The sequence below is a fragment of the uncultured Spongiibacter sp. genome (assembly GCF_964011655.1).
Taxonomy (GTDB): domain Bacteria; phylum Pseudomonadota; class Gammaproteobacteria; order Pseudomonadales; family Spongiibacteraceae; genus Spongiibacter; species Spongiibacter marinus.
The window spans coordinates 1-18,781 of the sequence record NZ_CAXGPO010000010.1; the positions used below are offsets into that span (position 1 = coordinate 1).

Genomic DNA, 18,781 nt, shown 5'->3' on the forward strand with positions numbered 1-18,781 from the left:
TCCCTACACGACGCTCTTCCGATCTGCTGGAACCTGTGTGGTGTCGTTGTGTTCAGGATTCTAAAGTTAATGAAAATGAGAATGCTTGTCAATTGTCTTTTTGGGTATTCGGGTTTTTTAGTCGGTTTTGCCATAGTTGCAGGCTATGGGGGCGATTAGAATTTTCAATGGGATTGGTTTGTGACGGCGTGTATGATTGCCGGTCTACTCCTTTTTAAGAGTGCGTGATTGCACTGTCTAATGAAAACAACCGGAGGTAAACATCATGGGTGTACTCGTAGGTAAACCAGCTCCTGACTTCACATGTGCGGCAGTACTTGGCAACGGCGAGATCGTTGATGAGTTCACGCTTAGCGAAGCGGCTAAAGGCAAATACGCGGTTCTGTTCTTCTATCCGCTGGATTTCACCTTTGTCTGCCCTTCAGAGCTGATCGCTCTGGATCACCGTATGGACAAATTCCGCGAGCTGGGTGTTGAGGTGATCAGTGTATCGATCGACTCTCAATTCACTCACAACGCTTGGCGCAACACTGCTATCAAAGATGGCGGCATCGGTCCTGTAACCTACACCATGGCTGCTGACGTGCGTCACGACATTTGCCGTGCATATGACGTTGAAGCTGAAGGTGGCGTGGCATTCCGCGGCGCGTTCCTGATCGACAAAGAAGGCATGGTTCGCTCTCAGCTGGTTAACGACCTTCCTCTCGGCCGTAACGTCGATGAGCTGGTGCGTTTGGTTGAGGCACTGCAATTCCACGAAGAGCACGGTGAAGTTTGCCCTGCTGGCTGGAATAAAGGCGACAAAGGTATGGACGCATCACCGACTGGTGTAGCGGCTTACCTGTCAGAGAACTCTGACAAGCTGTAATACGGCGACTCTGCGGCGCGAGCCGCAAGCTCCTAAAAAAGCCCGGTGACCGCAAGGTGATCGGGCTTTTTTGTGAGTGAGAGTTTGTGGTGTTGAGGGCGTAAGCGCGTATACAGAACCCCCGCGCTAAACGCGGTTGTGGCGGCGGAGTGGTGAGGTGATGGGGCGGGGGAGGCGTTTCCGCCAGATACAAAAAACCCCACCGAAGTGGGGTTTTGCAACACGCAGTGTCGCGGGGATTAGGCTGCGAAGTTAGCGGCAGCAAATTCCCAGTTCACCAAGTTCCAGAAGCCTTCAAGGTACTTGGGACGCGCATTGCGGTAGTCGATGTAGTAGGCGTGCTCCCAAACATCGGCGGTGAACAATGGCGTTTGACCGTCGCGAGCGATAGGTGTGTCAGCGTCGTCAGTGTTAACGATTTCGAGGCTGCCATCGCTGTTTTTTACCAGCCAGGTCCAGCCAGAGCCGAAGTTGCCGACCGCGCTAGCGTTGAAAGCGGCTTTGAACTCGTCGAAGGAGCCAAACTTAGCGTCGATGGCTGCTGCCAGCTCGCCAGTTGGTGCGCCGCCGCCGTTGGGGCTCAGGCTGTTCCAGTAGAAAGTGTGGTTCCACACCTGGGCTGCTTGGTTGAACAGGCCGCCACTTGCCGATTTGATGATTTCTTCCAGTGACTTGCCTTCGTTGTCGGTACCTGCCGTCAGTTCATTCAGCTTGGTCACGTAGGCGTTGTGGTGTTTGCCGTGGTGAAAGTCCAGGGTCTCCGCTGAAATGTGGGGCTCAAGTGCGTTTTTGTCGTAAGGCAGTGCAGGTAATTCAAAAGCCATGTGGGTCTCTCCTGACGTTTAGTGGGTGTTTACGGTGTCGAGGGCGTATTTTCGCCCGCGTTATCTCTACGGTGTTGGACGCCGATCTGTGCCGGAGTTCCAATAACTTAATTTATGTCCAGCGCCAGCCGCCAAGATCTTGCCAGCGGTTAACGATCTGGCAAAACAATTCTGCGGTTTTTTCCGCGTCGTACGCGGCGCTGTGCGCTTCATTGTTGTCAAACTCAATATCGGCCAGTTGGCAGGCCCGTGCCAGTACTGTGTGTCCGTATGCCAGGCCTGACAAGCTAGCCGTATCCATCACCGAAAACGGGTGGAAGGGGTTGCGTTTTATGCCGCAGCGGTTAATCGCGGCCATTACAAACCCCAGGTCAAAGTGGGCGTTGTGTCCTACCAGTACTGCGCGTGTGCAGTCGTGGGCTTTGACTTGCTGACGTATTTTCTTCAGCAGCTCGCCCATCACAGTGACTTCTTTTTCGGCTTGTCGGTCAGGGTGATGGGGGTCGATACCGGTAAATTCAAGGGCGGCGGTTTCTAAATTCGCGCCTTCGAAGGGTTCGATGTTGTAGCTGAGTGTCTCATCGGGCTCGAGGTTGCCCGCGTCATCCATTCTCAACAGGGTGGCAGCAATTTCCAAGATACCGTCGGTGTGACAATTGAAACCGCCGGTTTCAACGTCAATGACCACTGGCAGAAACCCACGAAATCGCTGTGCAATCAAGCTTTTATCGCCATTCATTGCTTAAGCTACCTGCCAGCGCAGGGTTTCTCCGGCGCGGAGCGGACGTACCGTGTCGTTCCCCAATGGCAGTGCCTCAGGGGCTTGCCAGTCGGCTTTTTGTAAGGTGATTTGATCCTGGTTGCGTGGTAGACCATAGAAGTCCGGGCCGTGGAAGCTTGCGAAGGCCTCTAGCTTATCCAGTGCACCGGCTGCCTCGAACGCTTCCGCGTACATCTCTATGGCCGCGTAGGCGGTATAGCAACCGGCACAGCCGCAATCGGCCTCTTTGCGATGGCGGCCGTGGGGGGCGGAGTCGGTGCCGAGGAAAAATTTCGGGCTGCCCGAGGTTGCCGCCGCAATAAGCGCCTGTTGGTGGCGGTTGCGCTTCAAAATGGGCAAGCAGTAATAGTGCGGGCGAATGCCGCCGGCAAGCATGTCGTTGCGATTGTAAAGCAAGTGGTGGGCGGTAATTGTTGCGGCGACGTTCTCGCCGGCATTGGCGACGAATTCGGCGGCATCTGCAGTGGTAATGTGCTCCAGAACGACTTTCAGCGAGGGAAAGGCGGCGACAATACGTTTGAGGTGGCGCTCTATAAATTCTGCTTCGCGGTCGAAGATGTCGATATCGGCATCGGTGACTTCGCCATGGACCAGCAGTGGCATACCCTGCTTCGCCATTTCATCCAGCACCGGCCACAGGCCATCGACGTCGGTGACGCCAGCGTCGGAGTTGGTTGTGGCGCCCGCGGGATATAGCTTCGCCGCATAAACCAGGCCAGATGCCTTGGCCTCGGCAATATCGGCCGGCTGGGTACGGTCTGTAAGGTAGAGCACCATTAGTGGGGTGAAGCTCGCTCGCTCGGCAGGTATCGCTGCGAGAATGCGCTCGTGATAGGCGCGTGCTTCATCGAGCTTGCGAACCGGCGGGGTAAGATTCGGCATCACAATGGCGCGGCCAAAATAGCGGCTCGCGTCACTAACTGTCTGTGTCAGGGCATCGCCATCGCGCAGGTGGATATGCCAATCATCGGGGCGGGTAATGTGCAGGGTTTGCATGCTTGAGCCTGTGCTGTGTAGAGCCGAAATGCTACAGGATTCAGGGGCTTGATTAAAGTCACTGCGGGGCAACAGCGCTTTGTTTTGCGTGTGCTTCGCGCTCTGTGGCACTCTAGATAGCAGATTAGTAGCGGTAGCGAGTTCAGTGATCAACTCCCTTAGTCTTATTGGTATGCCCGCCTGTGGTAAGTCCACGCTCGGGCGGCATATAGCCCGGCGCACCGGGTTGAGGTTTGTGGATGGCGATCGGCTTATCGAGCAGCGTGAAGGCCAGACACTGGCGCAGTTGCTAGCGCAAAGAGGGTACTTAGGGCTGCGCGAAGCCGAGGAGCGTGCATTATTGGCGGAGGATTTTTCCGGGGTGGTGCTCGCAACCGGCGGAAGCGCCGTATACAGCCAGCCGGTGATGAAGAAACTGCACCGCCTGGGGCCTGTGGTCTTTATTGATGTTACAGAGAGCGAACTGGCCAAGCGGCTGGGGAATTTTGCCGAGCGCGGCGTTGCCTGTGCACCGGGAACAGATTTATCGGCCCTGTACGCCGAACGCCAGCCCTTATATGAACGGGAGGCCGATGTGCGCGTGGCGGCGCTGGACCGGGGCGAGCAGCAGCTGGCGGAAGAAATTTTGCTGGCAGCGGCCGAATGGCAACAACGTCAGAGCGACACCAAAGAATAAGGAGGGGCGGATGCCCATCAAGCGACATACCTGTATTGAAATATGCAAGGAAGATCTGAAGTTTTCCGGCGCTCACTTTACTATCTTTTCGGCGACCGACCGCGAGCGGCTGCACGGCCATAATTTTCGGGTTAGCCTCGACCTGACCGCGGAGGTGGGTGAGGACGGTATGTGCTTTAGCTACGTGGAGATTAAAAAACGTCTGCGCAAGCTGTGCGCAGAGTTAGATGAGTACACGCTGCTGCCCGCGCAGTCGCCGTATATGCGGGTTGAGGAACAGGGCAAGTACTATCGCGCCGAATTTAACGGTGAAGAATTGCTGTTTTTAAAGGCCGACACCTTACTGCTGCCATTGCGCAACACCACGGTTGAAGAGTTTGCTCGCTATGTGCTGGAGCGCCTGCTCGACGACGCCCCTTTCATTGATGGCAATGAGATCAGCGAGTTGGTGATGAAGGTTTCCTCGGGCCCGGGGCAGTGGGGCTCTGCAAGCTGGACTCGCGATTGATTCGGCGACTGTGAATGGAAAGGTATTGTGAATAAATTAGTAGTAATCAGTGGTGGAAGCCAAGGCATAGGCCGCGCGACAGTGGAGCGCTTTTTGGCGGAAGGGTACCGGGTAATCAACCTGTCACGGCGATCGCTGGACATTGAGGGCGTTCTCCAGTTGTCGGTGGACATGGGGCGTATCGATTGGCTAGAGGGTATGGCCGCGGAGGCGCTCAGTATTGCTGCAGAAAGTGCCGACGAAATCGTGTTGATCCACAATGCTGCACGGCAAGATAGCGATACCGTTGCCACGCTCGCCGCCGAGAATTTTGCCGCGGTACTGCAGATCAATTTGGTCGCCCCGCAGCAGCTCAATGCCGTGCTGATTCCCTATATGAAACCGGGGTCATCAATTTTGTATGTGGGGTCAACCCTCGCTGAAAAAGCTGTGCGCGGCTGCGCTTCCTACGTGGCCAGTAAACATGGTCTGGTGGGGCTGATGCGAGCAACGGTGCAGGACTTGGCCGGCACCGGTATCCACAGTGCCTGTGTTTGTCCCGGTTTTACCGATACCGCCATGCTGCGCGGGCACATCAACAACGACCCAGAGGTGATTGCCGCAATCACCGCCAATGTGTCGGCTGGGCGCTTGATAGATCCACAAGAAATCGCCGATACCTTGTATTTTTGTGCGCGCTCTCCGGTGATTAGTGGCGCGGTAATCCATGCCAATCTCGGTCAAATAGAACACTAGCATTCCTCCGCCCGCAGTAAATTTTACTGCGGCACTTTCCCTGCGTTTTTACGGTCTACACTAGTTGTAGGCCGAGCGTTTTCCCAAGCACTCTATTGGCACATGCACTAGCCACACTTCGGTAATCGCGTAGTCTTTTTTTGTGGATCGAAGTAGATGATCTCTGCGTAGCAGAGTAGAGTGAAGACGCACACACATGAAACTGTCGTCGCGCTACATCGCGAGTGGAATGTCAGCGACGTGGCGTTAACGCAGAAAGGAGATTGCACCGATGGGTATCCTTGATAACGTCCGCGAGCAATATCTGAAGGCGAAGGACGAGGAGATGTCATTGACTGACTACCTCGAGCTTTGTCGCAGCGATCCGCTTGCTTACGCCACCCCGGCTGAGCGAATGCTGGCAGCCATTGGCGAGCCAGAACTTGTAGATACCCGCAGTGACCCTCGGCTTTCACGAATTTTTTCCAATCGGTTGATTGCCCGCTATCCAGCCTTTGAAGAGTTTTACGGCATGGAAGATGTGATCGCGCAGATCGTCGCATTTTTCAAACATGCCGCGCAGGGCCTGGAAGAACGCAAACAGGTGCTATATCTGCTTGGCCCGGTAGGCGGTGGTAAATCGTCGATCGCCGAGCGGCTGAAAAAATTGATGGAAGCCTACCCGATCTACGCCTTGAAAGGCTCGCCCATTAATGAATCGCCGCTGTCGTTGTTTGACCCCCAGCGCGACGGTAAGCAGCTTGAAGAAGAGTACGGTATTCCCGAGCGCTATCTCAGTGGCCTGGCGTCACCTTGGGCGATCAAGCGCCTGGACGAGTATGAAGGCGACCTTAGCCAGTTCCGCGTTGTCCGCATTCAGCCCTCAGTGTTAAAGCAAGTGGCGATTACCAAAACTGAGCCAGGCGATGAGAACAATCAGGACATTTCCACTCTGGTCGGCAAGGTGGACATTCGCAAGCTCGAGAGCTACGCGCAAGACGATCCCGACGCCTATTCCTACTCCGGCGGCCTGTGCCTGGCGAATCAGGGCATGCTTGAGTTTGTCGAGATGTTCAAAGCGCCTATCAAAATGCTGCATCCCCTGCTGACGGCGACGCAAGAAGGAAACTACAAGGGCACCGAGGGCTTCTCCGCCATTCCCTTTCAGGGCGTAATACTCGCCCACTCCAACGAATCCGAGTGGCAGAGCTTTCGCAACAACAAGCACAATGAGGCATTTCTCGACCGGGTATACATCGTCAAAGTGCCCTACTGTTTGCAGGTGTCAGAAGAGGTAAAAATTTACCAGAAGCTGCTGCGCCACAGCTCCCTGGCCGATGCGCCATGTGCACCGGGAACGCTGGAAATGCTCGCGCAGTTCTCGGTATTGACGCGCCTTGGCGAGCCGGAGAACTCCAGCATTTATTCCAAAATGCGTGTTTACGACGGTGAGTCACTGAAAGACACCGACCCGGCGGCGAAGTCCTTCCAGGAGTACCGCGACTATGCCGGTATTGATGAGGGCATGACCGGGATGTCAACGCGCTTTGCTTTCAAGGTACTGTCGGCGGTATTTAACTACGACAACGCCGAGATAGCGGCTAACCCCGTGCACCTCATGTATGTGCTTGAGCAGCGCATTATGCGCGAGCAGCTGCCTGAGGATGTGCAGCGTACCTACCTAGAATTTATCAAGGGCTGGCTCGCAGTGCGCTACGCTGAATACGTGGGTAAAGAAATTCAAACGGCCTATCTCGAATCATATTCAGAGTACGGTCAGAACATTTTTGACCGCTACGTGACCTTTGCGGATTACTGGATTCAGGACGAAGATTACCGAGATCCGGAAACCGGCGCGATCTTCGACCGCGCCACCTTGAACGGTGAACTGGAGAAAATTGAAAAACCCGCCGGGATCGCCAACCCGAAAGATTTCCGCAATGAAATCGTTAACTTCGTGCTGCGGGCTCGCGCTCAAAATGAGGGCCGCAACCCGAACTGGACGAGCTATGAAAAACTGCGCGAAGTGATAGAGAAGAAAATGTTCTCCAGCACTGAAGAGCTGCTACCAGTCATTTCCTTTAATGCCAAAGCCTCCGATGAGGATCAGAAAAAGCACGAAAACTTTGTTACCCGCATGGTCGAGAAGGGCTACACACCCAAGCAAGTACGTTTGTTGTCAGAGTGGTATCTGCGCGTACGTAAAGCTGGCTAGTTAACACTGCCACGTCGAAAGCAAGGTGCGAATATGTCGATGATTATTGACCGCCGCCTGAACGACCGCAACAAAAATGCGACGAACCGCGCGCGGTTCATCAGGCGATATAAATCCCAGCTGAAGCGCTCTGTGGCAGACGTTGTCGCCGAGCGCTCCATCACCGATATGGGGCGCGGTGGCGAGGTGGGAATCCCGGTAAAAGATATTTCCGAACCGAAGTTCCGTATTGGCCAGGGTGGCGACCGGGAGATGGTTCACCCTGGCAACCACAGTTTCTCCCCCGGAGATCGCATCGCTAAACCCCAAGGGGGCGGAGGCGGCGAAGGCGAGGGCGGGGACGGCCAGGGTGAAGGCGGTGAGGGGCAGGATAACTTTATGTTTACCCTGTCAAAAGAGGAGTTTATGAACCTCTTTTTCGACGACCTGGAACTGCCACGTTTAGCGCGTAATGTCCTGGGTGACGCTAAACAATTCACTTTTCGTCGCGCGGGCTATACCCCGTCGGGGGTGCCGTCCAACCTGTCGGTGCGACGCAGCCTGCAAAATGCCATGGCCAGGAAGATCGCACTAGCGGCACCGCTGAAACGAGAACTGCGTGAGCTTGAGGAAAGCGGTGCTGATCCACAAGAAATTCAAGACTTAAAAGACCGCATCGATCGCATTCCCTTTTTGGATGAGTACGACCTTCGGTTCCGGCATAAAGTTAAGGAGCCCAAGCCAATTAGTCGCGCGGTTATGTTCTGTTTGATGGATGTATCGGCGTCGATGTCGGAACAAAAAAAGGACCTGGCCAAGCGCTTTTTTACCTTGCTGTATTTGTTCCTCAATCGAAAATATGAACATGTCGAGCTGGTATTTATTCGGCATACGTCAAACGCCGAAGAAGTAGACGAACACGCATTTTTTCACGACCCGCAAACCGGCGGTACGGTAGTGATGTCGGCGCTTAATTTGGCCGAAGAAATTATTAAAGATCGCTATGCGCCAGACCAGTGGAATATATACGGCGCGCAGGTGTCAGATGGCGACGCCTTTGGCAGCGATCCGCAACGCAGCGCGGCTAAGTTGCGCGACGATATTTTGCCGCACTGCCGCTACTACGCCTACGTAGAGGTGCCGGACAATGCCAGCAGCATCACGCCGCTGGGTGCCGCATACAGCCAAATCCACAGCGAAAACTTTGCGGTCGCCAAAGTAATGGGGCGGCGCGATGTCTATCCAGTACTGCGGGAATTATTCCAGCGGGAGGCGGCGTGAGCGAGACGGTGAAAGACCGCGTATTGTCCCGTGGCGGCGACTGGGATTTTGATCTGCTGCGCAGCTACGACCGCGAGATAGCGAGCATCGCCAAAGAGTTTGGTTTGGACACCTACCCTAATCAAATTGAGGTGATTGCCTCTGAGCAAATGCTAGATGCCTACGCGTCCGTGGGCTTGCCGATCAGCTACACCCACTGGAGTTACGGCAAGGAATTTATTCGTAACGAAGAAGCCTATCGCCGCGGAATGCGTGGCTTGGCTTATGAGCTGGTGATTAATTCTGACCCCTGCATTGCCTATTTGATGGAAGACAATAGTATGCCGATGCAGGCCTTAGTCATTGCCCATGCCTGCTATGGACACAATTCCTTTTTTAAGGGGAATTACCTGTTTAAGCAGTGGACCAGCGCCGATGCGATTGTCGATTACATGGTATTTGCCCGTAAGTATATTTTTGAGTGCGAGCAAAAATATGGCATTGATCGTGTGGAGGAAACCCTCGATGCCTGTCATGCCTTGATGGACCATGGCGTGGACCGCTACCACCGGCCCTCACCACTTTCAGCGCAGGATGAATTGCGTCGTCAGCATGAGCGCGCAGAACACGCGCGCAAGCAGTTTGATGATATTTGGCGAACATTGCCGCGCAAGGAAAAGCAGGGCGATGACGATGCCCCCGCTGAGTCTGCGAATTTTCCCCCTGAGCCCCAGGAAAACTTGCTGTACTTTATTGAAAAATATTCACCCACCCTGGAAACGTGGCAGCGTGAGATCGTTCGGATCGTGCGTAAGCTTGCGCAGTATTTCTACCCGCAGGGTATGACTAAGGTGATGAACGAGGGGTGGGCGACGTTTTGGCACTATACCTTGCTCAACACCCTGTACGACCGCGGTTTGGTTGATGACGGTTTTATGTTCGAGATTCTCCAGTCTCATACCAATGTGGTCATGCAGCCGGGCTTTGATCACCCCGCGTACAGCGGCATTAACCCCTACGCCCTCGGTTTTGCCATGTTCCGCGACTTGCGCCGTATCTGCGAGTCGCCGGATGCTGAGGACCGCGCCTGGTTTCCCGATATTGCGGGGCGAGATTGGCGCGAAGTGCTTGATTTTGCTATGCGTAACTATAAAGACGAGTCGTTCATCGCGCAGTATTTGTCGCCAAAATTAATCCGCGAGTTCCACCTTTTTGCCATAGCAGATCAAGCGAAAAACGACTTTGTCGAGGTGGCGGCAATTCACAATGACGAGGGCTACCGTGACGTCCGGCGCCTGCTGTCACGGCAATACAATCGCGATATTTTGGTGCCGGACATCCAGGTACTTCGCTATGAACACATGGGCGACCGCTCGCTGCTGCTGCGATACACCCGGCTGCGCGACAGACCGCTTACCGACGATGCCAAAGAAGTGCTGAAGCATTTATCTAAGCTATGGGGCTTTACGGTCAGCATGGAAGTATTTGACGAGCGCGAGGGCGTTGTCGATCGCATCGACGTCAGCCCAGCGCGCTAGGGTCTAGCAGCAAGTGCTAATTAGCGGCCGCTGAACTCGGGCTTGGTCTTATCAAAAAATGCATTTACCGCCACCATGTGATCCTCTGTTTGGTGGCACTGGGCCTGAACATCGGCGCAAACGCTCAGGAAATCGTCCAGTTCCTGGCGTTGAGCGAGCTTCATTAGACGTTTGGTTTGCCTAAGTGCTTGTGGCGGCTTGCTGGCATAGGTGTTTGCATAGCCTTGGGCGCAGGACAAGAGTGTGTCGTCTGAGACCTTTTCCAACAATAAGCCGAGAGAGAGCGCTTCCTCTGCCTCAATAATACGCCCGCTGAAGCTCAACTCGGCGGCACGTTGGTAGCCCACTAAACGCTGCAGAAACCAGGCCCCGCCGTCACCGGGAATGATTCCCAAATTGATGAAGGTTTCACCAAATCGGGTACTGTCACAGCCGATACGCAGATCGCACATACAGGCGAGGTCAAAGCCAGCGCCGACCGCAGCGCCATTTACCGCAGCGATGGTAACCACCTCGGCGTTGTGCATTGTTCTTGAGATGCGTTGAATGCCATTGCGATAGCTGGCGCTGATCTCAGCAGGGTTGCCGCCAAACATACCTTGCTTGTCGCGCATTTCCTTTACATTGCCGCCAGCACTAAAGGCGCGGCCTTCACCAGTGAGAATTAAGCAGGAGATAGCGGGGTTTTGGTTTGCCCAATTGACGGTATCGCAGATGTCGTCGATGAGCGCGCTGCCCGTTAGGGCGTTGCGGATGTCGTCGCGCTGGAAACACAATAGAGCGACTCGCCCGTCCACAGTCAAGGTTGCATCGCGCAGCGTTGGCATGGCCATTTGGTTTTCTCCCTCGTTTACGTCGCGGCAATTATGCCATAGCGGCCGCCATCGATAGCAGTGTGTTCACACGGATAGCGAAACACCTTTTACCTTGCCTGCGTATACCTAGGCGGAGGTGACCTATGACGAAATGTGAATTTGACGACCTGAATCATTACCCTGTATCTGAGATCGAGGTGCATTCTCTCGATGGCGGTATGTATGTTCTTTCGGCCATTATTGACGGCGGGAGTTTCCCGGTCTATGAACGCGGCAAGAGAATGGTAACGCGGGATATAACAAGCCTGCGAAGACGCCTGGCCGACTGTCGCTGCCAAACGTTTTTTCTAATTCAGCGCAGTGCCTATGACGAAATGCTGGGCCAGCCAGTTAAGAGTGAGGAGACGGAAATGCGCATCGCAATAGCGCCGCTCAGCGACGAGCATTTAATTTAAGGCGGGGTGAAGACGGCTGCCGCATTAGCGGCAGCTCTGGCTTAGAAACTCATTTCGCGTGCTGGGGTCGCTTTTAAAACTGCCACCCAGGGCTGTGGTTTGTGTACGTGAGTTAGTGTCCATGACGCCGCGACTTTTCACGCAGTAGTGAATCGCATCGATGGTAACGGCAACATCTTCCGTTTCCAGCAGGGTTTGCAGAGCGACCAACACTTGTTGGGTAAGGCGCTCTTGCACCTGAGGCCGTTGTGCAAAGAAACGCACAATACGGTTAATCTTCGACAGTCCAATCACTTTCTCGCCGGGAATATAGGCGACTGTGGCTTCGCCATCGATAGTAACGAAGTGGTGCTCGCAGGTGCTTGTTACGCTAACGCCACTGACCTTTACCATTTCTTCGACACGCATTTTGTTGTCGATATTGGTGATTTTCGGGAAGTTGTTGTAATCCAAGCCACAAAAAATTTCATCTACATACATTTTCGCAATCCGCGATGGGGTTTCTTCAAGACTGTCATCACTGAGATCGAGGCCGAGGGTTTCCATAACACCCAGCATCAAGTCGGCGATCCGCTGCTTTTTTTGGTCGTCATTCAGTGAGCTTTGGGGGCGCATCGGTGTTTCTAGGCCCGCTTCCAGTAATGCGCTGTGTACGGCACTGGCTTCCTTGGAAATCATGTTTTTGTCTCGTGTTGTTTTTCATCGTTTACGCAATTTACAGATATTTGGTTTCCTGACCGGTAAATCAAGTTAGTGCTCGCCTCGGTCGATTTGTGTCTCAGCCGCAAGCCGCAGTATTTGCGCCTACACTGGTAAGAGGATGGAAAAAGGTGAGGCGAAAAGATGGCCGAACAGAGCGAGCACTGGGCAGCAAACAGTGCCGACTACCAAAGAGCATGCTTGCTGGGCGGGGCGGTAGGTGACGCGCTGGGCGCCCCGGTGCAGTTTTTTAGTCTCGACGATATTGTGCAGCAGTACGGAGAGCGGGGCGTACTCGACTATATGCCGGCCTACGGAAGGAAGGGAGCGGTCACCGACGACACGCAACGCCTTATGTTCACCACCGAAGGCATACTCCGCTACCGCGTGGCGAGCGCGAGAGGCGAGCAGCCAGATTTACGAAGTTTTATTCATCGCGCGGACTTACGTTGGCTATCCACGCAGACCACAACCACCACAGGGCAGCAGCGCAGTTTCTTATTGGCAGAGCGCGGGCTCTACAGTCAGCGAGCAGCGCGCGATAGTTTTCTGGCGGTGTTAAGTAAAAGTCAGCAGGGCGGCGTAACGGCTGACAACCAGTACCAGTTCGGTGCCGGTTTGAGCCGAATTGCGCCCCTTGCTGTGCACTTTGTTAGTGATACGCGCAAATTCTGGGGAGAGGCGCTGCGTGCTGAAATGTTCTCACTCAGCGCCGATATCAGCGCCCTCAGCGATGGCCACGTTAATGGTCGTTTAACCGGCGGCGCACTGGGCATACTGTTGCTTGGCTTGTTGTATGGTCACCCGCCTGAGGCGTGCCTGGCGCGGATCGACGAGCAGCTGCGCCCCAACAAGGACAGCCAAGCCTTGCGCCGAGCTATCGATCACGCCGTTGAGTTGGCCAATGCTCAGCCAAACTCGGCCAGTGCCGCAGAATCCCTCTGTGGCGACTCTATGGCCCTGGACGTATTTTCCGTAGCCTTGTACTCACTGCTGTGCGCCGAGGACTTTGCCTCTGGTCTGGTGCTGTCGGTTAATCACAGTGGTTTAAGTGACAGCTGCGGCGCGTTGGCGGGGCAGCTATTGGGTGCCTGGCGCGGCCTCGATGATATTCCACAGCATTGGCTACAAGACCTTGAGCATAAAGCGCTGCTAGACTGCTTGGCAGCGGACTTTTTGAAGTCCCCCGAAGACCCGTTAATGAAGCAACGTTATGGTGGTTAATTAAGGGAAGGGCGCTCTTTGACTCAAATTGACTTATCGTCGTTACAACACCCCGTTTTAGAAAAGAAACTCTACCGTCAGCGGCGCGATCAACTCCAGCTCGATCTAATGGCTTTGCAGCTGCAATTATACCGAAGCCGACGCCGTGCAATACTCGTGGTAGAGGGCCCGGATGCGGCGGGGAAAGGGGGATTTTTGCGACGTGCCCTGCGGTATATGGACCCCCGAGGGGTGCGGGTCCATGCCATTGGGCCCCCGGATGCCATAGAGGCGGGGCAGCACTACCTGCAGCGATTTTGGCGGCGCCTGCCTACCTCCGGACAATTGTGTGTATTCGACCGCTCTTGGTACGGGCGTATTCTGGTGGAACATGTCGAGCACGGATACAACGAGCGGGAGCGTGCGTGTCGCGAGATTGCCGAATTTGAAAGGATGTTAGTTGACGACCAGATTATGGTGGTTAAGGTGCTGTTTTACATCGATAAAGAAACGCAGCGCAATCGTCTGTTGACCCGTTTGGAAAGCCCGGAGAAACACTGGAAAATCACCGATGCTGACCTGAATAGCTTTCCGTTTCATCATCAGTATTGCCAGGCCTACGAGTACATGTTGAAGCAGTGCTCCCAGCCGGTACCGTGGCAGCTTGTTGCGGCGAACGACAAGTACCATGCCCGGGTTGCCGGTATGGAGGCCCTGAGTGAGCAGTGGCGTCAGCACCTCGGAGAGCCGGCACACCCGCAGGCCAACGCGGCCTTTGTCGCAAGGGCTCGGCGCGTGCTGGAGCGACGACGGGAAGACAGCGCCGATTGAATTCAAGGCGTTGTTATTGTGAGCGTTATCGCGCTGATTCTTACCAATATCGGTAGAAGGCTAGGGGCCAATACGAATACAGCTCTGCTGTGCGGCGGTGCACTATGTTTTAAAGGAGGGTGTGCGAGAATGACGGTAACATCCCGTTGTGACCCCTCCGGATGAAACGCGATATCAAAAGGATGCATGTTGATTTTTAAGCGCTTGAAGGATATCTACAACACGCTTGGCCCGCGATTACTCGCCGGTGTGCTGCTGGTCTTCCTCTGTGTATTTATTGTGATGTTTCCGTTGGCGGAGCGTCGTGCCTATCAACAGGAAGTGTCGGCGGTTGGCGAGGTGTTGAGCAGCCTTCTCGATGCTCGCGCGCGAGCGCTGGATAACCACATAGGCCAGTACGAAAGCGACACGCTTTTCCTGGCTAACACGCCGCCCATCTCTGGCATTATGCGCGCCTCGGAAAATTCCGGGGAAGACCCCGACACCCGCAGCAACCTGCAAGACTGGCAGCAGCGCTTACAAGAGATTTTTAGTGCCTACATGTACAGCCGCGGTGAGGTGCGTCAGCTGCGCTTTATCGGAATGGATGATGGTGGGCGGGAATTAGTGCGCGTCGACAGTGATGGCGAGTCCGTTCAAATTATTCCCCAGTCTCAGTTGCAGCAAAAAGGCCATAGTGACTACGTTAAAGAATCTAGCAAGCTCAATGAGGGCGAGGTGTATTTTTCGCGGGTTAATTTTAACCGCGAGCGCGGGAAGATCGAGCGCCCACTTTGGCCCACGCTGCGAATAGCAACGCCGGTTTTCGACGCGCAACAGCGTTTGTTTGGCGTGGTCGTGATGAATCTGGATTTTAGCTACAGCCAGCGATTGATCCGGGAAGACCTGCCGCAGGGCTACCGAGTTTACCTCCTCGATGAAGAGCAGCATTTTTTGTTGCATCCCTACAGTGAAAAAACCCTGGCCTACGAACTTGGGCCGTCCTATCAGTGGGGGCAGGCCTTCGATGCGCCGATGGCCGATGGCCTGCGGCCCTATCGTGAGCGCGGTGGGGAAGCCACTTGGTACTCACTGAAACAGCGATTGACCTACGATGACCGCCATTGGGTCACGTTGGTTGTCGCCGCAGATCAAGCGCTGGTTGATGATGCGGTATTTCGCATGCTGCGTTTTAATGCGGCGGTTTTTGTGTGCTTTACGCTGATCACCTTCATATTACTTCTTCAGTTCGTTGTGAATATGCGCCGACGCGACGAAGCCATTGAGCGAAATGCGGAGCGAGTCGCGATTATTGATGGCAGTAACGATGCCGTGATCGCGGTCAGTCTGGATGGCGTGGTGATTAGCTGGAACGCAGCGGCAGAGTTGCTGTTCGGCTATCGCGAAGACGAGGTGGTAGGGAAGACGACGGCGTCACTGATTTTGCCGGATGACTGCAGAGATGAAGAGCAGCTTTTTCTAAAGCAGATGCGCGCGGGTGTGCCTGTGCCTCATGTGGAAACGCACCGGAAAGATAAATCGGGTAACCGTATTGAGGTCGCTATTAATGTCTCGCCTGTGAAGGTCGCTGGCAAAATAACCAGCGCGGCGATGATCGTCCGGGATATCAGCCAGGAGAAGGAATCGCGCAGCAAATTGCGCCAGCTCAATGAGTCCCTTGAAGAGGTGGTGGCCCAGCGTACCAAGGACCTGAGTGAGACCTTGGCAACTCAGCGGGCAATTCTTGAAAAGGCCGGCTACGGAATTATCGCCAGCGACCCCAGGGGCAAAATCACCCTGTTTAATTCCGCTGCGGAGAAAATGCTCGGCTATCGCCAAGAAGAGGTGGTAGGCCAGCGCTATATCAACAGCTTCTTTGTTGGCGACGAATTTAACCAGGCCCTGCGTGACAAGGCGATTGAGCAGGGCGGTGAGCTCGATACCTATTCGCTTTTAAAGGCGGGTTTCAGTGATGAACGAGAGTGGGTATTTCGTCGACGGGATGGGCAAGAGTTCCCAGTGTTATTAAAAACCGTATCGATGCTCAGCGACGAGGGGGATGTACTGGGCTTCCTCAGCGTGGCCGTGGACTTAACCACCCGCAAGCAAGAACAGCGCGAGCTGGAGCACGCCAGGGCGGTGGCGGAGGACGCCAGCAAAGCAAAGAGCGAATTCCTCGCCAATATGAGCCATGAAATTCGCACACCGATGAATGCGGTGCTGGGGATGCTAAACCTATTGGATCATACCGGCCTCAATGCAAGGCAGCGCGATTATGTGCAAAAGGCCAGTGGCGCTGCCGAGGCCTTGCTGGGGATCATCAACGATATTCTGGATTTCTCCAAAATCGAGGCGGGTAAGCTGTTGCTGGACCCTCACCCCTTTAGCGTGGACGAGGTCTTGCGCGATATCGCCAATATTCTGAGTATGAATGTTGACGAAAAACAACTGGAAATACTCTTCAATGTGGACCCGGCCATTCCCAGTCAGGTGTGTGGTGATGCCCTGCGTATCAAGCAGGTGCTTATCAATCTCGCCGGGAATGCCGTGAAGTTCACCGATAGCGGCGAAGTGATGATCAGTGTGGTGGTGCAGCACCAGCAGCGCCAGCGCATTGTTTTGGGTTTCAGCGTTCGCGACACCGGTATTGGCATGTCGGTTGAACAGCAGCAGCGCATTTTTCAGTCTTTCTCTCAGGCCGAGGCGGGAACGACCCGTCGATATGGCGGCACGGGGCTCGGCCTGGTGATCTGTCAGCGCTTGATCCGCATGATGGGTGGTGAACTCGAAGTCGACAGCGAGGAAGGCTGCGGCAGTACGTTTTCATTTAGCCTGTTGTTAGAAAATGTCGAAGGGGCAGAGCGCTCGGCACCGCGTGCGCGTGAACTCTCTCAGGGTTTACAGGGTCTTCGTATACTGTGTATTGATGACAACGCCAACGCGCGACAGATCATCTCTACCAGTTGCGAGTCGATGGGCTGGCACTGCGACGAAGCGGCGGATGGCGAGTCCGGCGTGGAAAAAATCCGCGCTGCCTCGACGCCTTACGATGTCGTGTTTATTGATTGGATGATGCCGGGCATGAACGGCTGGCAAACCGCTGAGGCGATCCGCCGCGAGCAGGGTGAGCGCTGTCCAAAACTGGTGATGGTGACCGCCCACGCGAAAGATGTATACGCGCAGGAAGAGCGCGAGGGCGGCAGCCCGATGGATGGTTTTTTGATGAAGCCGGTAACCGCCTCAGATATTTTCAATGCTGTTAGCGAAGCGCTGACACATGCTGTGGCACCGAGCTTGCCGGCGAGGGCGGAGCCGGTAGACGCAGTCTCCGAGGTGGATGACAGCGACAAGAACGAGGTTGTCAGTCCAGTGGCGAAGGGTCCGCTGGCAGGTATGCGCCTGTTATTAGTGGAGGACAATCTCACCAACCAACAAGTGGCGCGGGAGCTGCTGGCATTGGAGGGCGCTGAGATCGAGTTGGCTGAAAACGGCTTGGAGGCGCTGGAGCAAATACGCACGAGTGCATCGCCCTTTGATGCCGTATTGATGGATTTGCAAATGCCTGAGATGGACGGCCTGACAGCGACCAGGAAGATTCGTCAGGAAATGGGTCTGGTAGATTTGCCCATCATCGCGATGACCGCCAACGCCCTGCCATCTGATCGCAAGGCCTGCTTAGACGCAGGAATGAATGATCATGTAGGCAAGCCTTTTGAGCTGTCTGAATTGGTTGATGCCGTGTTAAAGGCCGCGGGGCGAGAAGCAGTGGCCGATGAGTCAGTTGTGGTTGAGCGTGTCGAGCCCGATTTGCCAGCGTCACCGGAGGGCTTCAATTTTAAGGAAGCCTTGCTGCGCATGGGGAATAATCGCGGCTTGCTGGCCACGCAGGCGCGACGATTTGCCGACAGGCATTGCGGTGACCTCAAACTGGTTGAGAAAAGTCTGCGTGGAAATAACGCGCCGCTGGCAACTCGTGAACTGCATACCGTGCGCGGTGTTGCCGCCACACTGGGGGCTTCGGCGCTGGCGCAGATGTTGGGTGACCTTGAGGATGCTTGTAAACAGGGGGCAAGTGCCGATGCCCTTGTTGAGGATCTCCAGCGTGCAGACGCCGAATTAAAACGCGCATGTGCCGTTTTTAGTGAGTTGGCGAACCAGTTGACGCCCGCGCCCAGTGCAGGCGATGAAGGGCATACCAAGGTGGATGCCGCGCAGCTACTCAAGGGTTGTGAGGAGCTAGAAGCTCTCCTTCGGGACAGTAATATGCGCGCGATGGCCGTGCACGATACGCTCCGCGCGGAAGTGGGCTTGGCAGCGGTCGCCGGAGCCGAGATACTGGCGGAATCCATAGCGAGTCTCGATTTTGCCGGCGCCCTTGCTGCGCTGGAGCGTGTTAAGGCAGAGCTCGACGCGCAAAACAGTAATACGGAGCTGTAAACA

At 54.9% G+C, this 18,781-nt stretch carries 16 protein-coding genes; 11 read left to right on the forward strand and 5 right to left on the reverse strand.

The features are described from left to right. Positions 1-265 precede the first annotated feature (265 nt). Positions 266-868: a peroxiredoxin gene (locus tag ABNS66_RS06760; protein WP_027874453.1), complete on the forward strand. Its 603-nt coding sequence runs from the start codon at positions 266-268 to the stop codon at positions 866-868. Positions 869-1,107: 239 nt separating this feature from the next. On the opposite strand, the gene ABNS66_RS06765 is transcribed toward ABNS66_RS06760, so the two are convergent. The 3 genes from ABNS66_RS06765 to pyrC form a co-directional block, all read right to left on the reverse strand. After that, positions 1,108-1,692 carry a Fe-Mn family superoxide dismutase gene (locus ABNS66_RS06765; protein ID WP_027874454.1) on the reverse strand — a complete coding sequence of 195 codons (585 nt, stop codon included), beginning with the start codon at positions 1,690-1,692 and terminating at the stop codon, positions 1,108-1,110. Between the two features lie 112 nt (positions 1,693-1,804). Then, positions 1,805-2,431: a ribonuclease T gene (rnt, locus tag ABNS66_RS06770; RefSeq protein ID WP_204995202.1), complete on the reverse strand. Its 627-nt coding sequence runs from the start codon at positions 2,429-2,431 to the stop codon at positions 1,805-1,807. Between the two features lie 3 nt (positions 2,432-2,434). Beyond that, positions 2,435-3,469 carry a dihydroorotase gene (gene pyrC, locus ABNS66_RS06775; RefSeq protein ID WP_348655288.1) on the reverse strand — a complete coding sequence of 345 codons (1,035 nt, stop codon included), beginning with the start codon at positions 3,467-3,469 and terminating at the stop codon, positions 2,435-2,437. Between the two features lie 145 nt (positions 3,470-3,614). On the opposite strand from pyrC, the gene ABNS66_RS06780 reads away from it, so the two are divergent. From ABNS66_RS06780 to ABNS66_RS06805, 6 genes are all read left to right on the forward strand, one after another. Then, positions 3,615-4,145, forward strand: a complete 531-nt coding sequence (locus tag ABNS66_RS06780) for a shikimate kinase (protein ID WP_204995204.1) — start codon at positions 3,615-3,617, stop codon at positions 4,143-4,145. A 10-nt stretch (positions 4,146-4,155) separates the two neighbouring features. Continuing rightward, positions 4,156-4,653: a 6-carboxytetrahydropterin synthase gene (locus ABNS66_RS06785; protein WP_036256633.1), complete on the forward strand. Its 498-nt coding sequence runs from the start codon at positions 4,156-4,158 to the stop codon at positions 4,651-4,653. 27 nt (positions 4,654-4,680) lie between these two features. Then, positions 4,681-5,388 carry an SDR family oxidoreductase gene (locus ABNS66_RS06790; RefSeq protein ID WP_204995205.1) on the forward strand — a complete coding sequence of 236 codons (708 nt, stop codon included), beginning with the start codon at positions 4,681-4,683 and terminating at the stop codon, positions 5,386-5,388. 271 nt (positions 5,389-5,659) lie between these two features. After that, complete coding sequence (locus ABNS66_RS06795) at positions 5,660-7,582, forward strand: PrkA family serine protein kinase (RefSeq protein ID WP_204995206.1); 1,923 nt, start codon at positions 5,660-5,662, stop codon at positions 7,580-7,582. A 33-nt stretch (positions 7,583-7,615) separates the two neighbouring features. Further along, complete coding sequence (locus tag ABNS66_RS06800; protein ID WP_286836713.1) at positions 7,616-8,842, forward strand: YeaH/YhbH family protein; 1,227 nt, start codon at positions 7,616-7,618, stop codon at positions 8,840-8,842. Next, a complete protein-coding gene (locus ABNS66_RS06805) occupies positions 8,839-10,359 on the forward strand; it encodes a SpoVR family protein (protein ID WP_286836715.1) in 1,521 nt (506 codons plus the stop codon). Before ABNS66_RS06800 ends, ABNS66_RS06805 begins: the two co-directional genes overlap by 4 nt. 20 nt (positions 10,360-10,379) lie before the next feature. On the opposite strand, the gene ABNS66_RS06810 is transcribed toward ABNS66_RS06805, so the two are convergent. Then, positions 10,380-11,192: an enoyl-CoA hydratase-related protein gene (locus tag ABNS66_RS06810; RefSeq protein ID WP_286836717.1), complete on the reverse strand. Its 813-nt coding sequence runs from the start codon at positions 11,190-11,192 to the stop codon at positions 10,380-10,382. A gap of 125 nt (positions 11,193-11,317) precedes the next feature. On the opposite strand from ABNS66_RS06810, the gene ABNS66_RS06815 reads away from it, so the two are divergent. After that, the gene (locus ABNS66_RS06815) at positions 11,318-11,629 is read left to right on the forward strand and encodes a DUF6482 family protein (RefSeq protein ID WP_204995210.1); all 312 of its coding nucleotides are present in this window, start codon (positions 11,318-11,320) and stop codon (positions 11,627-11,629) included. Between the two features lie 24 nt (positions 11,630-11,653). On the opposite strand, the gene folE is transcribed toward ABNS66_RS06815, so the two are convergent. Next, the gene (gene folE / locus ABNS66_RS06820) at positions 11,654-12,307 is read right to left on the reverse strand and encodes a GTP cyclohydrolase I FolE (RefSeq protein ID WP_286694446.1); all 654 of its coding nucleotides are present in this window, start codon (positions 12,305-12,307) and stop codon (positions 11,654-11,656) included. Positions 12,308-12,472: 165 nt separating this feature from the next. Here folE and ABNS66_RS06825 point away from each other — a divergent pair, with 165 nt between their 5' ends. The 3 genes from ABNS66_RS06825 to ABNS66_RS06835 all read left to right on the forward strand — a co-directional run bounded on the left by ABNS66_RS06825 (position 12,473) and on the right by ABNS66_RS06835 (position 18,778). Continuing rightward, on the forward strand, positions 12,473-13,552 hold the full coding sequence (locus tag ABNS66_RS06825) for an ADP-ribosylglycohydrolase family protein (protein ID WP_286836719.1): 1,080 nt from the start codon (positions 12,473-12,475) through the stop codon (positions 13,550-13,552). An 18-nt stretch (positions 13,553-13,570) separates the two neighbouring features. After that, on the forward strand, positions 13,571-14,362 hold the full coding sequence (locus ABNS66_RS06830; protein ID WP_204995213.1) for a polyphosphate kinase: 792 nt from the start codon (positions 13,571-13,573) through the stop codon (positions 14,360-14,362). A 186-nt stretch (positions 14,363-14,548) separates the two neighbouring features. After that, positions 14,549-18,778: a response regulator gene (locus ABNS66_RS06835; protein WP_286836720.1), complete on the forward strand. Its 4,230-nt coding sequence runs from the start codon at positions 14,549-14,551 to the stop codon at positions 18,776-18,778. Positions 18,779-18,781: the final 3 nt, after the last annotated feature.

Excerpts from the sequence above, each read along its gene's own strand:
- ABNS66_RS06760 (WP_027874453.1), top strand. The coding sequence starts at position 266 with ATGGGTGTACTCGTAGGTAAACCAGCTCCTGACTTCACATGTGCGGCA.
- ABNS66_RS06765 (WP_027874454.1), bottom strand. The coding sequence starts at position 1,692 with ATGGCTTTTGAATTACCTGCACTGCCTTACGACAAAAACGCACTTGAG.
- rnt (WP_204995202.1), bottom strand. The coding sequence starts at position 2,431 with ATGAATGGCGATAAAAGCTTGATTGCACAGCGATTTCGTGGGTTTCTG.
- pyrC (WP_348655288.1), bottom strand. The coding sequence starts at position 3,469 with ATGCAAACCCTGCACATTACCCGCCCCGATGATTGGCATATCCACCTG.
- ABNS66_RS06785 (WP_036256633.1), top strand. The coding sequence starts at position 4,156 with ATGCCCATCAAGCGACATACCTGTATTGAAATATGCAAGGAAGATCTG.
- ABNS66_RS06795 (WP_204995206.1), top strand. The coding sequence starts at position 5,660 with ATGGGTATCCTTGATAACGTCCGCGAGCAATATCTGAAGGCGAAGGAC.
- ABNS66_RS06800 (WP_286836713.1), top strand. The coding sequence starts at position 7,616 with ATGTCGATGATTATTGACCGCCGCCTGAACGACCGCAACAAAAATGCG.
- ABNS66_RS06810 (WP_286836717.1), bottom strand. The coding sequence starts at position 11,192 with ATGGCCATGCCAACGCTGCGCGATGCAACCTTGACTGTGGACGGGCGA.
- ABNS66_RS06815 (WP_204995210.1), top strand. The coding sequence starts at position 11,318 with ATGACGAAATGTGAATTTGACGACCTGAATCATTACCCTGTATCTGAG.
- folE (WP_286694446.1), bottom strand. The coding sequence starts at position 12,307 with ATGATTTCCAAGGAAGCCAGTGCCGTACACAGCGCATTACTGGAAGCG.
- ABNS66_RS06825 (WP_286836719.1), top strand. The coding sequence starts at position 12,473 with ATGGCCGAACAGAGCGAGCACTGGGCAGCAAACAGTGCCGACTACCAA.
- ABNS66_RS06835 (WP_286836720.1), top strand. The coding sequence starts at position 14,549 with ATGTTGATTTTTAAGCGCTTGAAGGATATCTACAACACGCTTGGCCCG.